This window comes from uncultured Corynebacterium sp. (assembly GCF_937999985.1).
In the GTDB taxonomy this organism is placed as follows: Bacteria; Actinomycetota; Actinomycetes; order Mycobacteriales; family Mycobacteriaceae; genus Corynebacterium.
On sequence record NZ_CALLDG010000121.1, the window covers coordinates 1 to 14,011 of the forward strand.

Genomic DNA, 14,011 nt, shown 5'->3' on the forward strand with positions numbered 1-14,011 from the left:
GGAACTGTACTGGTGGGGGTCCTGCTTCCTGATTAACGTTCCGCTTGTTATCGCAGCCTTGGTCGCCGTGCCCTTCGTCGCTCCGAAGGATCAGCCACGACCCGAAAAGCATTGGGACTTTATCTCTTCCTTCTACGCGATGATCACTCTGGTCAGCGCAGTCATGCTTATCAAGGAGGGCAGCCACTCCCCGCAAAACTGGCCAGTCATCGGCGTTGCAGCCGTGTTGCTTCTCGTGGGCGGCTGGGCCTTTACGCGACGTCAGAACGGGCTCGAGCAACCCCTGATCACCTTTGACATCTTCCGATTCCCCGCTTTCCGCGCCGGCGCCCTGGGAGCCGCCCTGTCCATGTTCGCCCTCGCTGGTCTGCAGTACGTCATCACTCAGAAGCTGCAACTCGCCGACGGATTGTCGCCGCTGCACTCCGGCGTGTACGTGACCTTTGCAGCTCTGGGAGCCCTTTTCACGTCCATCTATGCCGGTGCCCGCCTAACGCGCTTCGGCATCCGACGCCTGATCGCCGGCGGGTTTGGCCTAGCCACGGTCGGTGCTCTATGCGTGTGCCTCTATGGTTATTTGGATTCGACGCCCCTTCTTCTCAGCGGCCTATTCATTAAGGGCATGGGGCTAGGCGCGGTGATGGCGGTAGCCTCCATCGCCATGATTTCAGGAGTGCCGAGCCATCGCGCGGGCATGGCCTCCTCAGTGGAGGAAGTCAGCTACGAGTTCGGATCTTTGACCTCCATCGCGGTCCTCGGCAGCCTGGTCACGGCCTTCTATTCCGCGTTGATCACCCTGCCGGCCGGAGCCCCAGCAGAAGCAACGGAGAGTCTGCATGCCGCGGTGCACATCGCCCATTTCTCGGACTCCAGCTGGGCCGAACAGCTGCTAGCCGCCGCAGATACGGCTTACTCCCATGCCTTCGCAATGATCACCGCCCTGGTCGTGTTGGCACTGGCGGCCGGATGCCTCTACACAGCGCGAATCCTGCGCGGCGTCACCGTGGAGCTGCAGGACTGATCTAGCGCCAGCTAGAACCGGCTGATGAACTCCCGCTCCTCGCCGCTCAGTGGGTCAGGGAAGCGGAGCTCCTTGGCGATCAGGCCCATGGGGGCGGCAAAGTCCTCGTCCTCCACGTAGACCGGTCGGGGCGTAGGGGCGTCAATAGAAAAGAGCGCCGCGTCCGTGAGTTCGGTGTACAGAGGATCGTTCAGGATCGGCAACCCAAGCGAGCGAAGGACGACGCGAAGCTGGTGGGTCTTGCCAGTGCGTGGTTCCAGGCGCCACACTAGGACATCACGGCCGTCGCGGTGCTCTGTGCGCAGCTCCGTGACCAGGGTAAGGGCATTGGGCGGGCCGTCGGTGAGGATGGTGCTGAGGTGCCCGCGAGTCTTGGACATGGTGTGCTCCAGCCGCCATGGACGCTCCGGCGTAGGAGGATCCCACGAGCGCCAGTCGGCTAGTCGGGGGATGGGGGCGAAGGGAGCCTCCTCGGGCAGGGGAGTCAGCGCCTCGTAGACCTTGTGAGGAATGCGCCGCTCGAACATCGTCTGATAGGCGCCGCGCACCTCCGGGCGGGCCGTCATCAGAAGCACCCCGCGGGTCAGGCGGTCGAGGCGGTGAGAGGGGGACAGCTCCGGAATGCCGAGCTGCACACGAGCCTTGACCAGCGCGGTTTCGGTAATGTGCTGGCCGCGTGGGAGGGTGGCCAGGAAAGGGGGCTTATCCACCACGACGATATCCGCATCCTGGTGCAGCACCGTAATCTCGCCGGGGACGGGACGTTCCGGGGCAGGGCGCCGATAAAAGTTGATGAAGCTGCCGGGGCGCAGGACGTCATCCGGGGCGAGCGCTTCACCGGAATCCAGGCACACTTCACCTGCGGCGAAGCGCTCTAAAACGGCACTAAAATTATCATCTTCTGCGCGGTGGCGCTGGGAGGAAATAAGGTGCCACAAAAAATCTTTTGCCACCCACGGCGTGTCGGTAGCTGGGGGAACAAGAATCCGCGTAGGATTTAAGCCCCTTTTTACTGGTAAAGGTCCCATCAATCCGTTATGCTACCCGGCATGGATATTGCTGCAATTACCGGTTCCTTGTCTAACCTGTTCAAGAGCGAGCTCGGCGGTGTTCTGCTGAACATCTTCCGCGCGCTCCTCGAGTTCTTCTCCCCGTCCAACGCACCCGGCGCTGAGGACGTTCCGCTGCCCGACACCCAGGCCTAGTCCCTCAACCTAAAATCTAAATTCCCACCCACAGGGTGCCTAACTTGTCCCGAAAATAGGGGCAAATAGGCACCCTTTCTGCATTGATTAGCGCTTTTAAGGATAATGGGAGGTGGTAGAGGATCAATGAAATAATGCCCTTGCAAGGAAGGATCGTTTCCCATGGCTACCACGAGCGATAAGGAAATCATCGTCGCAGTTGATGGCTCTGATGCCAGCAACGAAGCCGTTAGGTGGGCTGCGAACGCTGCCCTGAAGCGCAAGCAGCCACTGAAGCTGGTGAGCGCTTACACCATGCCGCAGTTCATGTACGCCGACGGAATGGTTCCGCCGCAGGAGCTCTACGACGAGCTCGAGAGCGAGGCCGGCGACAAGATCGAGAACGCCCGCAAGATCGTCACCGACTTCAGCGCCGACGTCGAGGTTAGCTACCTGGTCAAGGAAGGCGCCCCGATCGATACTCTCCTGGATCTCTCTGAAACTGCGGAGATGATCGTCATGGGCTCCCGCGGCCTGGGCGGCCTCTCCGGCCTGGTTATGGGTTCCGTCTCCAGCGCTGTGGTCTCCCACGCCGACTGCCCTGTCGTGGTTGTGCGCAAGGACAACGACGTGACCGTCGATAACAAGTACGGCCCCGTCGTAGTTGGTGTGGATGGCTCCGAAATCTCCCGCCAGGCGCTGAAGATCGCCTTCCGCGAGGCAGAGGCACGCGGCGCCCTGCTGCGCGCCGTTCACTCTTGGACAGACACGCAGATCCACACCACCTACGTTGGCCTGGTGGATGCTCAGAACCAGATGGATCGCATGATCGTCGAGCGTCAGAACATGATGGAAGACGAGCTGAAGGAGCTCATCAAGGAGTACCCGAGCGTACAGGTCGAGGAGATCGTCGAGCGTGAGCGTCCGGTGCAGTCCCTCACCGAGGCGGCCAAGGACGCACAGCTGCTTATCGTTGGCTCTCACGGTCGTGGCGGCTTCAAGGGCATGCTGCTGGGCTCCACCTCCCGCACCCTGCTGCAGTACGCACCGTGCCCGATGATGGTTGTCCGTCCGAAGGACAAGAAGCGTAAGTAAGCACGCGCAAATCAATAGCGCAAGATAATACAGATCCTGTAGAGTCCAATGGGCTCTGCAGGATTTTGTAGACTTAGGCGAGTAAGCGCGCTAAAGGCTGACCGTCAGAGATTACAAGGAAGACAAAGGTAAGGAGAAAGTAGATGGCAACGGCAGAGGATAAAACCCGCACGGCGGGCTCCGCGGCCTCTACTGACTCCTCGGCCAAGGCAGCGGGCGCGAAGACGGTCAAAAAGGTCGCGAAGAAAACGGCCAAGAGAACCAGTAAGGCGACTAAGCAGACAGCCCGCTCCAGCCGTCGCAACCGACCCGGGCCGCGCCAGCGCCTGCTGGCAAGCGCGACGAACCTCTTTACCACGCAGGGCATCCGCGTGATCGGAATCGACCGAATTCTGCGCGATGCAGACGTGGCGAAGGCCAGCCTGTATTCCCTATTTGGATCAAAGGACAACCTGGTTGTCGCCTACCTGCAGGAGCTGGATCAGAAGTGGCGCGAGGACTGGCACGCGCTGGCGGATAAGCGCGAAAAGCCAGAGGATCGCATCATCGCGTTCTTCGACCTGTGCATTCAGCAGGAGCCAGAAAACAACTTCCGCGGCTCCCACTTCCAGAATGCGGCCAGCGAGTACCCGCGGCCCGAGACCGACTCGGAACAGCGCATCCGCGACGCGGCGATGGAGTACCGTCGTTGGTGTCGCGACACGATGGCCGAGCTACTCACGGAACGCTTTGGCTATGCCTCGCAGACGCTGGCCGACCAGCTGATGGTGTTCATGGATGGCGGGCTTAACGGCGCGAAGATGTCCCGCAACACCGTGCCGCTGGAAACCGCTAGAGGCTTGGCGAAGCAGCTACTGCTGACGGCGCCGATGAGCTACAACATCTAGCCAGTTCGCTTGGCCTTCCGCCCCAGCTTCTTCTCCTTCTTCCGCTCGACCAGCTGGTTCTTCATCACCTTGTGGTGCTCCAGGAACTCCTCAGAGTAGGGAATCTTGCGATCCAGGATCCGCTGAATGGTGATCGTCTGGGTGGTAGTCCACAGGTTGTTGCCCACCCAGTAGATCATCAACGCGACCGGGCCGACCGCGCCCAGGGCAATGGTAAACGGAGCAAGCAGGACGATGGGACCGATCAGCCACATCAACTTCAGCAGTCCGCGAGCCAAACCTGAGTTGTGATCCACCGTGAGGTAATTCCGGTACATGGAGTAAGCCCAGTTAGATGTGGTGAAAATCGCCGCCAGAATAGCCATGGGGAACACTACCCAAAAGACCTGCTCCTTAGTGGTGTGAATTTCCGCGAACTGCGAATCAGCCATCTGCACATAAGCGGCCATAGGCACCCCGAAGAGCTTTGCGGAAAGCAGTGACTGGACTTCCTCGGCATTCAGAGGGCCAAAGCCGTTGACGGAAGCGTTGATCTCTGGGTCCGGGCTGGTGACGTGAATGAGCATGCGGTACAGGCCAATCAGAACCGGAATCTGGATAAGCGCGGGAATGCAACCATCGGAGAAGCGATATTCGTGCTCCTTCTGTAGCTCGCGTCGCCTCTTGGCCAGCTCCTTGCGACCTTCCGCCGTTTTATCATCGCTGTATTCCTGCTCCAGCCGATAAACTTTTGGTCGGATGTTAATCAGAATACGGCTGGAATAAGACTGCCGGTAGACGAAAGGCAAAAGCAGTGACCGAACGGTGACGATTAAAAGCACAAGTGCCAGCAACCAAGATTGCGCTGTATCCCAGCCAAAAATATCGGCAAAAAGGTAATGCCATGCCTTCAGGAATAGGGCAACGGGATACTCGACAATCTTCATGGAGGAGAGCTTACCCGCCATGAGAGATAGCTGCGGGATACGGTGGGGAAACGCCCTAGAACGTAGTACGATGTGACGCATGGCGCGACACCGACGACAGGCGAAAACACGACTCGACCCGATTAGTGTTTTCGGCGAAATCCTCATCACGTTTGGTGTCCTCGCCTTGCTCTTCGGCTTCTGGGATGTTTTTTGGACGGATGTTCAATCCGGCCGTCAACAAGCTGCCGTCGCCCAGGAGCTGGATGATCAGTGGGATGAAAAGAACCCTCGTCCGCTGACCGAACCGGCTGAAGGCGCCGCCTTTGCCCGGCTACATATTCCCTCCTTTGGCTCGGACTTTAACTTCTCCGTGGTCAAGGGCGTGACCGACGAGGACCTGACCAAGGGGCCGGGGCATTACCAGGAGACCCAGGCGCCAGGTAAGCCCGGTAACTTCGCCATGGCCGGTCACCGCGTAGGCCGTGGCTCCCCCTTTAACGACCTGGGCCTGCTGAAAACCTGCGATTCCGTCGTGGTGGAAACCGCCGGCAGCTGGAATATCTACCGTGTGCTGCCGATCGACGTAGCTCCGGGTGATCGTTTGGCGGAGGCCAAGAAGTGCATGCCCCCAGAGCTGGCGCAGAAAATTTCTAGTGGTGAATACGCGGGCGTCAACGGCCGTTATATCACCACTCCGAACGACATCAACGTGATCAATCCTGTCCCCGGTCAGGAGCGCGTCGAGGTGCATCCCAAGGACGATGCGGCGCTGTTAACGATGACGACCTGCCACCCGCAGTTTTCTAACAAGGAGCGCATGATCGTCCACGCGGCACTAGTCCGTTCGGAGCTGAAGAAGGGCGGCGAGGTGCCCGAGGAATTGACGAAGGGAGCTTAAATGTACGCGATGTTGTGGCGTAACCTGCCGGGTCCCTGGTGGGTTAAGCTGCTGATCGTCCTGGTGCTGCTGGTGGGCATCTTCTTCCTCCTTATGGAGGTCGTGTTCCCCTGGATCGGGCCGATGATGCCCTGGACCGATGTGGGCGTTTCGGACGGGCTGCTGCGGGTCGCTGCTTTAGCTTGAGCCCGCGCGCCGCTTAGAGCTTGAGCGCCGCTTAGAGCTTGAGGTTCTTGATCGTCTCCTCAGCGATTTTCTGCGCCTTCACGGACTGCTCCTGCGCAGTGGTGACCACCACGGCCGTTTCGTCCTTCCACACCGCGTACACCGCGCCGGATTCCTCGTTGCCGCCACGGCGACCGCCGCTCCACCCTTCCGGTTCGAGAGCCTTCAGCGTGGAATCGATGGGCGCCGCATGGTCCACCACTGCGATCGCATCGGAGTTGGTCCGCATGTGGCGCACCATCACCGTGGCCTGCGGGTAGTCCTCGTAAGACCAGAAAACGCAGGCGGGAGGGTCGAAGCGTTCGTCCGTGCCGGTGCCGGTGAGGCGCTGGCCGTTGGTGTTCTGCAACCACTCGCCGTCCAGGTAGGGGCAAACCTCCTGGCCGCCTTGCCCCACTGGCTCCGGGGCGGCGTCAATCGGCAGCTCCGTGCCCTTGACCGGGTCGACGGTGCGTTCTGCGGAGGTTTCCGAGGTTAGCTCGTCGTCTTCCGCACCTCCACAGGCGCTGATGCTAAAGGCCAGCGCGGTGCCTGCCACCAGTGCTAGGGATGCTCTTTTTATCTTGTGACGCCCCAACTTCGAAAAACCTCGAATCTCCTAAAAAAAGAAAAGTGTTTACTTGCCCTGAGCCTTCTCAAACTTTTCAATAACGTCGGCGGAAATGCGGCCACGCTCGGAGACCGCAACGTTGTTCTCGCGTGCCCATTCGCGGATCATGCGGTTGCGCTCCGGGTTGGTGCTGCGGCTAGTGGTGCGGCGCCCGGCACCACCGCGGGTCTTGCGGCGGGCAACCTGAATGTAAGGAGCCAAAGCTTTTTCAAAAGCCGCACGGTTCTTGGCGGACAAATCCAGGGTGTAATCAATTCCGTTGACGCTGAAATCAACGACGTTGACCTCCTCCTCGGAAAGTGGGGCATTGTCCAGGTCGTCAAAGAACTGGGTAATTTCGCGGCGTGCCATCGGGGCATTCCTTTCTTCTAAGTGTTTGTTGCATATAGCTTTCGGGCTGTTGCCTGCACTACTTAGTTAATAGATTTTCAAGCACTAGTCTAACTCACTAAAGGCAAGTCTCAATGATGAACTTTGTTTAAAGCTAAATGAACTGTAAAGGCGCTGGAAAGGGTGGCGTCATTAAGAAAAGAATAAATAAAAAATACCCCCAGGTGTGTACCTGAGGGTAATAAAGCGCTTTAAGGTTTTTAGTGGGCGGAGTGCTTAGCCGGGTCGATGCGCACGTTGGAGGTGTGGATGCCCTCGCCCCACTTGGTGGTGGCGGCCTTGCCGAAGTGCAGCGGCTGGTTCGGCTTCAGCTTGCCGTCCGGAGCCAGGAAGATCCAGTTCGCGTCCACGGCATCCTTCGTCAAACGCACGACGGTGTAGCCGTGGGAGTCGAAGTCCAGGTACTTCACGTGGCGGTTCATGTTGGTGAAGGCGTACTCGACGGTGTGGGACAGCGCGTTATCCTCCGGCAACTTCAGAATGTCGTCGATGTTGGAGGAGGTAACGGAGGTGCAGACGATCTCCACGCCGGCGGTGCCTCCGGCCGGGTAGGTGCCAGGCTTGGCCGGAATGTCGTTGGCCCAGGAGGAGTGGATGTCGCCGGTCAGCCAGACAGTGTTGCGGATCTTGTTCTCCACCAGGTAATTGATCACGCGGCGACGCTCGGCGGCGTAGCCATCCCACTGGTCGAAGTTGTAGGGCATACCCTCTTCCGGCAGACCCAGCAGCTGGGTGACGGCCTTGGTGGCCTCCGGATCCAGCGGCGGGATCAGAACCGGGCTGAACATCACGGAGTTGCCGATGAAGTTCCATCGGGCCGTGGAGGTGGACAGCTTCTTGGTCAGCCAGCCGAACTGCTCGGAGCCCAGCATGGTGCGGGACTCATCGTCGGTCTTGCGGGCGGAAGTGAAGCCTGGCTTTTCGTTGCGGTAGGTGCGCAGATCCAGCATGTTCAGCTCGACCAGGTTGCCGAAGGACAGGTTGCGGTAGATGTGGCCCTTCTCGGACAGTGGGGTGGCGCGGATCGGCAGCCACTCCAGGTAGGCCTGCATGGCGGCGTTGCGGCGGGCGATGAAGTCGCCCTCCTTGTCCGCCTGGTGGTTCTCCGCGCCGTGCGACCAGTTATCGTTGGCGACCTCATGGTCATCCCAGGTGACGATCCACGGGCAAGCAGCATGCGCGGCCTGCAGGTCCGGGTCGGTGTGGTGCAGTGCGTAGCGCTGGCGGTAGTCGGCCAGGGAGACGATCTCGTTGGCTGGCTCGTGCAGGCGGACAGAGCCGGTCTTACCGGTGTATTCGCCGCGCGGGTACTCGTAGATATAGTCGCCGACGTGCAGCGCGTAGTCGATGTCGCCGCGCTTGGCCATATCGCGGTAGGCGCTGAAGAAACCGGCTTCCCAGTTAGAGCAGCTAAACAGCGCGAAGCGCAGTTCAGAAACGTCGGCGCCCTTGGCTGGTGCGGTACGGGTCTTGCCGACCGGGGAGGTCTGGCCCTTGCGGGGGCCGTCGACGGTGGTGAAGCGGTAGAAATAGCCGGTGTAGGGCTTCAGGCCGCGGGCCTCTACCTTCACGGTCATGTCGCCGGCAGGCTCCGCCTTCGCGGTGCCGGAGGTGACGATCTGGGTGAACTTTTCGTCGCTTGCGACTTCCCACTTCACGTTGGTGGCTTGCCCCTGACCGTCACCCGGGTAGTCGTTTTCGTTGGAGGTCACGCGGGTCCACAGCAGCACGCTATCCGGGTAGGGGTCACCGGAGGCAACGCCGTGCTGGAAGGCTTCCTTGCCCATCTTCTTGTTGATGGGCGGGTTCGGGCGCTTGGTGGAGCCCAGCGGCGCGGCGGAGGCGGTGGAGTTGGCGGCAACGGTGCCGATGCCGACGGCAGCTGCGCCGGCCGCGCTGGTCTGTAGAACCTGGCGGCGGGTGAACTGGCCGGACTGGGCAGGGGTGGAGTTTTCCTGAGGCTTGTTCGTCATAGCCCAATAAAACCACGCACAAACGGGTTTCGCTGGGTGAGATCCCCCCAGCCTGAGCTAGCTCGGTCTAGCGGCCGGCCAAGCCCAAGTGTCTGCCCTACTTGCGCTTGGCCTTAATCTGGGCTTCCACCAGATCCAGCTCGTTGGATACGGAACGCAGCACACGCTTTGCCTGGCCGTCGTTCATGGAGCGGGAGTTCTCGACGGCCGTATCTAAGTCGTCCATACGCTCGGAGATGTCCTTGGCAAAGCCGGTCGGCACGCCATCGTCCAGGGACTTGCGGATCCTCTTGATGCGCGCCTGCTGCAGGCCGCCATCGCCCGGGAACTGGGCGGTTGCCTTGGTAGCCAGGCCGGTGCGGCGAGCCGCGGAGCTATTGGAGGCTTCCTGTAGGGCGGTGGCGCCACGGTAGAACAGCGGGATTGCAAAGGGGGCGGCTACGCGGGCAGCGCTGGCGATCCTCAGCACCTTCTTGGCGTTGAAACGACCGGCCTTGATCTGCTCCAGCGAGGCCTTCGCCATCTTCTCGTTGTGCTTGCGCTGCGCCTTGAGCTCCTTGGCATCCATCTTGCGCACCTGCTTGGCTGTCTTGCGCAGGTAGGCCTCCTTGCGCTTCTCCAGCTTCGAGTCGGCCTTTACCTGTGCCTTGGCGCGAACCTTCGCTGCCTTCTCGATGGCCTTCTTTTCCTGACGGCGCTTGCGCATACCGCTGAGCAGTCCCATGTCACTCCGATGCGAATTGATCTGTCTTGATCTGTCTTACTGTTCAACCAGATTACTTAAGAAACATCTTTACTGTACTTGCTTCACTGTACTCCGACACCCCGGGGCGGAGGCTTAACCATTTGGGCACTCAACCCTCTGGGGAGGCGCGCTGCCTGTCCGGGGGACGCGCTAGGCTTAGAAACTATTGTGAGCCTGCCTGAAGATCTTCCGCCGCTCGGTCCTAGCGACCTCGTGGGCTGCCGCCACCGTGCGGTATTGCGGCGTCACAAAGAACAGCAGGAATCACCCGTGACCCCGCGCATCCACATTGCACAGGACCTCGAGGCCTACGTGGAGGCCGTTCAGCGCAAAGCCAACGCCGCGCTCCGGCGAGAGCAGGTATTTCGGCGCCTTCCGAGCAAGCCGCGGATCGGCGACAAAGTGTTTCCCACCAGGGTGGATATCGACCCTAGTGAGCCCGACACCGCCGTCGAGCAGACCCTGGAGGCGCTGGCTTCCGGTGCTCGGCTGATCACCCGCCCCGTGCTGGCCGAAGGGCCTTTCCGGGTAGAGCTGGACCTGCTCGTCCGCGCGGACCGCGGCAAGGGGGTCGACGAGTTTATGCAGTACACGCCCGTCGCGATCTCCTCGCACTCCGTGGCGCGCCGCGCGCGGGCCACGCAGTTGGCGGATTGTCGGGTGACGGACATTAGCGCCCTGGGTTTGGCGGTGCCGGCGCCGATTGACTTCCGCCATCGCGCTGCCGCCGGGGACGCCCAAAGGGTGGCCATCGCCCACGTTGTATTGCGCCAATGGGGCTTCGCCGCCAGCACCGTCGCACTGATCGGTCGCGCCGGGCCGGGCAGGCCACGTTGTTTCTTTTTTGACGCCCCCTCCGTCCTCCCCGGCCTGCAGGCCGCGTTGGAGGAACCGATCCCGACCGGCCCGCGCAGGATCAAGGAATGTCAGACCTGCGAATTCCACAATCACTGCCGGGCCCAGTTGCTGCAGGCGCAGGAGATCAGCCTGCTGCTGCCGGGGGATAAAGCCCGCACATGGCGGGAGAAGGGGATCGAGACCCTACCGCAGCTGGCGGCCTCCGCGAACGGGGAGCAAGCGGAGTTGGCGCAGGCCTGGATGGATGGGCAGGTGGCTTTGCGCCGCCCGAAGAAGAACTGGCAAGAGCAGCCGGAACTCTGGGGCGGTAGCGCGCGCAACGCCGCCGGGGGTTTGCGTGACTGGGTGGAGATCGACGTAGACATGGAGGCCCACCCCAACCGCGGCACGTTCCTCTGGGGTACCTTCGACGGCTCGCGCTACATCGGGTTCGGGGACTTCAGCCGGGAAGGCGACGAAGGCCAACACGTAGCCGAATTCTGGCACTGGATGCAATCGCAGAAGGACCGCGCCCTGGAGGAGGGAAAGAACTTCCAGGTGTGGGTGTATGCCGCGCAGGGGGAAAACTACTGGCTGCGCCACGCCGCTGAGCGTTACGGCGGGCGCCGCTATGCGGTCGCGGGCACCAACGTGAAGGTGACCATGCCCACGCTGGAGGAGGTGAATGCCTTCATCGCCTCCGAACACTGGTGTGATTGCTTCGGCCTGGTGAAGAAGGCGCTGGCGCCCACGGACTCGCTGGGGCTAAAGACGGTAGCGCCGCTGGCGGGGTTCGAGTTCAGCCAGGTGGGCATAAACGGCAAGGCGGCGGTGGAGTTGTTTGAGCAGGCCATCGGCGGATCCCGCAGTACGGCGCAGGCGGCCAGGCGTAAGCTGGAGCGCTACAACGCCGATGACTGCGTGGCGACCTCGGCGGTTCGCGCGTGGCTGCGCAGGGGCGCGCCGGGCTTGCGGGAGCTGCGGCGTCACTAAGCAGTCAAGAAGAAAAAGGAACAACAAGGGACAACAAGGGACAAAGAGGGGCAAAGAGGGACAAGGACATGACGAACTTCTTCGAACGCATCATGGCGCTCAACAGCCAGGGGCCGTACCGGGCCGAAAGGGTCGGGCCGGAGGACGCGCTGAAGGGCGGACGCACGCCCGTGCTGGAGAACCCGCAGCCGAACGTGGTTCTGGGCACGCCGCTGACCGGGCTGGAGGATAGCTACTGGGCCGAGGCCGACGGGCTGCAGCAACCCGCGCAGATCGTCCTGGGGCTGGGCTGCTTCTGGGGTGTGGAGCGCATGTTCTGGGGCGTGGACGGAGTGTGGGGCACCTCCGTGGGCTACGCGGGCGGATACACTCCGAACCCCACCTACCGCGAGGTATGCACCGGGCGGACCGGCCACGCCGAGGTGGTGCGGGTTGTTTTCGACGCCGCCGCGGTGAGCTTGGAGCAACTGCTGCAGATCGCCTTTGAGAACCACGACCCGACGCAGGGCGACCGGCAGGGCAACGACGTGGGTACCCAGTACCGCTCGTGCGTGTACGCGCAGGACGCGGAACAGTTGCGGCGCGTGCGGCAGGCTATCGCTGGGTGGCAGCAGCGCTTTAGCGACGCGGGCTTCGGGGAGATCACCACGGAAACCACCGAGCTGGCGGACATTGGTGACGGGCAGTACTACCTGGCCGAGGACGAGCACCAGCAGTATCTACACAAGAACCCCGACGGGTATTGCAACCACGGCTCAAATGGCGTGAGTTGCCCCGTCGGGGTGCTAGGGGACTAGCGAGCCAGCGACTGCAGGTCTACTTGGAGAGGCCTTGGTTCGGAATGCGGCCTTCCGGCACTACCTTGCTGCCGTTCCAACGGAAGGTGACGTCCGAGTAGTAGTTGGGGGCCTGCGCGTTGGCCTCGCCGGATTCCTGCAGCGCCTCCCAGTCGCGCATGCGCACCGTGACGGAAGAATCCGTGGCGGATAGAACCTCCGCCTGCTGGATTGTGTCGGAGCCAACGCCGATGTACTTGCCCTTGTGGAAGAGCATCAGCTGGGTTGCAAACTGGCTGTTGCCCTGCTGCGCCTGGGTGATCAGCGCGTAGCTGAGGTCGTTGCAGGGGTTGTAGTTCGACTCGCCCGTGGGCTTCCAGCCGAATTGGTTTGGCGGCAGCTTGCTGATGTTGTTCGTGATCTCCGGGGAGTTAGGCTGTTCGGAGCAATCCTTGTTGCCTTCGTCAGGGCTTTCGTTGCCATCGGCGCCTTCGGCATTCTCGCCCTCGGCGGGGTTTGGTACAGCGGCGTTTTCGGTGTTCGCCCCTTCTGCGTTCTGGTTGTTGCCTTCCTTGGGCGCTTCGCCCTTGTCGGCGGAGCCAGCGTCTGCGGCTTCCGTGCTGGAGGTCACGGAGGCTGGGGCATCCTCAGCGTTGTCCTCATCGCCGCAGGCTGCGGTGCCCAGCAGCAGGCCAGTCAGGGCGACCACGGCACCAAACTGGCGGGTGCGGCGACCACCGCGCGTGCGCTGGGAATCGGGGGAGTGGTTGGAACGGATGGTTCGTACTTGAGCCTTCATGGTTCTTCTCCAATCTCAGGTGGGTGTGTAGTTGACTTGTGAGCCAGCTGCGAAAGTCCAATCGAGCGCGTGAAGTGAGTGAGTGCTCGTTTAAGAAACCGTTCGCCGGGCCCGTTGTGTTTCTAGGGCTGCGTTTCTAGGGACGCAAAAGGCCCTGTATCAAATGGCCGGAAGATGCTTCCGGCGCTGATACAGGGCCAGCTCTATTTAGTTTTCAGTGCTGGGGAAGCGCCTACGAGGGCGCCCCTTGATGCAGCTTTACTTCTGGGCAGCCTCGTAGCGCTTTGCAACCTCGTCCCAGTTGAAGACGTTCCAGACAGCCTTCACGTAGTCTGCCTTAACGTTCTTGTACTGCAGGTAGAAAGCGTGCTCCCACATATCCAGCAGCAGCAGCGGGGTCAGGTTGATGGACAGGTTGCCCTGCTGGTCGGTCATCTGCTCGACAACCAGGCGGCCAGCGATGTGGTCGTAACCCAGGACTGCCCAGCCGGAGCCCTGCAGGCCCAGAGCAGCGCCGTTGAAGTGCTCCTGGAATGCCTCGAAGGAGCCGAAGTCGCGGTTGATAGCCTCAGCCAGCTCGCCGGTCGGCTCGCCGCCACCGTTCGGGGAGAGGTTCTTCCAGAACAGGGAGTGGTTGGTGTGGCCACCCAGGTTGAAAGCCAGGTCCTTG

At 61.4% G+C, this 14,011-nt stretch carries 16 protein-coding genes; 8 read left to right on the plus strand and 8 right to left on the minus strand.

Annotated features, from left to right (window positions below; genetic code table 11):
- Positions 1-1,021, plus strand: a 1,021-nt coding sequence (locus Q0331_RS05740) for an MFS transporter (RefSeq protein WP_298075504.1), incomplete at its 5' end; no start/stop codon positions are given.
- Between the two features lie 11 nt (positions 1,022-1,032).
- Here Q0331_RS05740 and Q0331_RS05745 read toward each other — a convergent pair.
- Positions 1,033-2,049 (minus strand): pseudouridine synthase, encoded by a 1,017-nt coding sequence (locus Q0331_RS05745; RefSeq protein WP_298075505.1) that lies wholly within the window; start codon positions 2,047-2,049, stop codon positions 1,033-1,035.
- A 21-nt stretch (positions 2,050-2,070) separates the two neighbouring features.
- Here Q0331_RS05745 and Q0331_RS05750 point away from each other — a divergent pair, with 21 nt between their 5' ends.
- The 3 genes from Q0331_RS05750 (at position 2,071) to Q0331_RS05760 (ending at position 4,187) form a co-directional block, all read left to right on the plus strand.
- Positions 2,071-2,226 carry a hypothetical protein gene (locus Q0331_RS05750; RefSeq protein WP_172457265.1) on the plus strand — a complete coding sequence of 52 codons (156 nt, stop codon included), beginning with the start codon at positions 2,071-2,073 and terminating at the stop codon, positions 2,224-2,226.
- Positions 2,227-2,388: 162 nt separating this feature from the next.
- A complete protein-coding gene (locus tag Q0331_RS05755) occupies positions 2,389-3,300 on the plus strand; it encodes a universal stress protein (protein WP_298075506.1) in 912 nt (303 codons plus the stop codon).
- 143 nt (positions 3,301-3,443) lie between these two features.
- Positions 3,444-4,187 (plus strand): TetR/AcrR family transcriptional regulator, encoded by a 744-nt coding sequence (locus Q0331_RS05760; RefSeq protein WP_298075507.1) that lies wholly within the window; start codon positions 3,444-3,446, stop codon positions 4,185-4,187.
- Here the strand turns inward: Q0331_RS05760 and yidC are convergent.
- A complete protein-coding gene (gene yidC, locus Q0331_RS05765) occupies positions 4,184-5,113 on the minus strand; it encodes a membrane protein insertase YidC (RefSeq protein ID WP_298075508.1) in 930 nt (309 codons plus the stop codon). The genes Q0331_RS05760 and yidC overlap by 4 nt on opposite strands.
- Positions 5,114-5,192: 79 nt before the next feature.
- Between yidC and Q0331_RS05770 the strand changes: the two genes are divergently transcribed.
- Together Q0331_RS05770 and Q0331_RS05775 are read left to right on the plus strand one after the other, a co-directional pair.
- Entirely contained in the window at positions 5,193-5,993 is an 801-nt protein-coding gene (locus Q0331_RS05770; protein WP_298075509.1) for a class E sortase, read from the plus strand.
- Positions 5,994-6,179, plus strand: a complete 186-nt coding sequence (locus tag Q0331_RS05775; protein ID WP_298075510.1) for a hypothetical protein — start codon at positions 5,994-5,996, stop codon at positions 6,177-6,179.
- 31 nt (positions 6,180-6,210) lie between these two features.
- Here the strand turns inward: Q0331_RS05775 and Q0331_RS05780 are convergent, their stop codons facing one another.
- The 4 genes from Q0331_RS05780 to Q0331_RS05795 all read right to left on the minus strand — a co-directional run bounded on the left by Q0331_RS05780 (position 6,211) and on the right by Q0331_RS05795 (position 9,915).
- Complete coding sequence (locus Q0331_RS05780) at positions 6,211-6,756, minus strand: DUF2020 domain-containing protein (RefSeq protein WP_298075511.1); 546 nt, start codon at positions 6,754-6,756, stop codon at positions 6,211-6,213.
- 78 nt (positions 6,757-6,834) lie between these two features.
- Positions 6,835-7,179 (minus strand): Lsr2 family protein, encoded by a 345-nt coding sequence (locus Q0331_RS05785; protein WP_298075512.1) that lies wholly within the window; start codon positions 7,177-7,179, stop codon positions 6,835-6,837.
- Between the two features lie 239 nt (positions 7,180-7,418).
- Complete coding sequence (locus Q0331_RS05790; RefSeq protein WP_298075513.1) at positions 7,419-9,191, minus strand: alkaline phosphatase; 1,773 nt, start codon at positions 9,189-9,191, stop codon at positions 7,419-7,421.
- Between the two features lie 97 nt (positions 9,192-9,288).
- On the minus strand, positions 9,289-9,915 hold the full coding sequence (locus Q0331_RS05795) for a DUF6474 family protein (RefSeq protein ID WP_298075514.1): 627 nt from the start codon (positions 9,913-9,915) through the stop codon (positions 9,289-9,291).
- A gap of 189 nt (positions 9,916-10,104) precedes the next feature.
- Between Q0331_RS05795 and Q0331_RS05800 the strand changes: the two genes are divergently transcribed.
- On the plus strand, positions 10,105-11,766 hold the full coding sequence (locus tag Q0331_RS05800) for a TM0106 family RecB-like putative nuclease (protein WP_298075515.1): 1,662 nt from the start codon (positions 10,105-10,107) through the stop codon (positions 11,764-11,766).
- A 68-nt stretch (positions 11,767-11,834) separates the two neighbouring features.
- Positions 11,835-12,563 carry a peptide-methionine (S)-S-oxide reductase MsrA gene (msrA, locus tag Q0331_RS05805; RefSeq protein ID WP_298075516.1) on the plus strand — a complete coding sequence of 243 codons (729 nt, stop codon included), beginning with the start codon at positions 11,835-11,837 and terminating at the stop codon, positions 12,561-12,563.
- 19 nt (positions 12,564-12,582) lie between these two features.
- Here msrA and Q0331_RS05810 read toward each other — a convergent pair whose 3' ends face one another.
- Positions 12,583-13,341 carry an LppP/LprE family lipoprotein gene (locus Q0331_RS05810; RefSeq protein ID WP_298075517.1) on the minus strand — a complete coding sequence of 253 codons (759 nt, stop codon included), beginning with the start codon at positions 13,339-13,341 and terminating at the stop codon, positions 12,583-12,585.
- A gap of 258 nt (positions 13,342-13,599) precedes the next feature.
- The coding region (locus Q0331_RS05815; protein ID WP_298075518.1) for a superoxide dismutase at positions 13,600-14,011 on the minus strand (412 nt) is incomplete at its 5' end.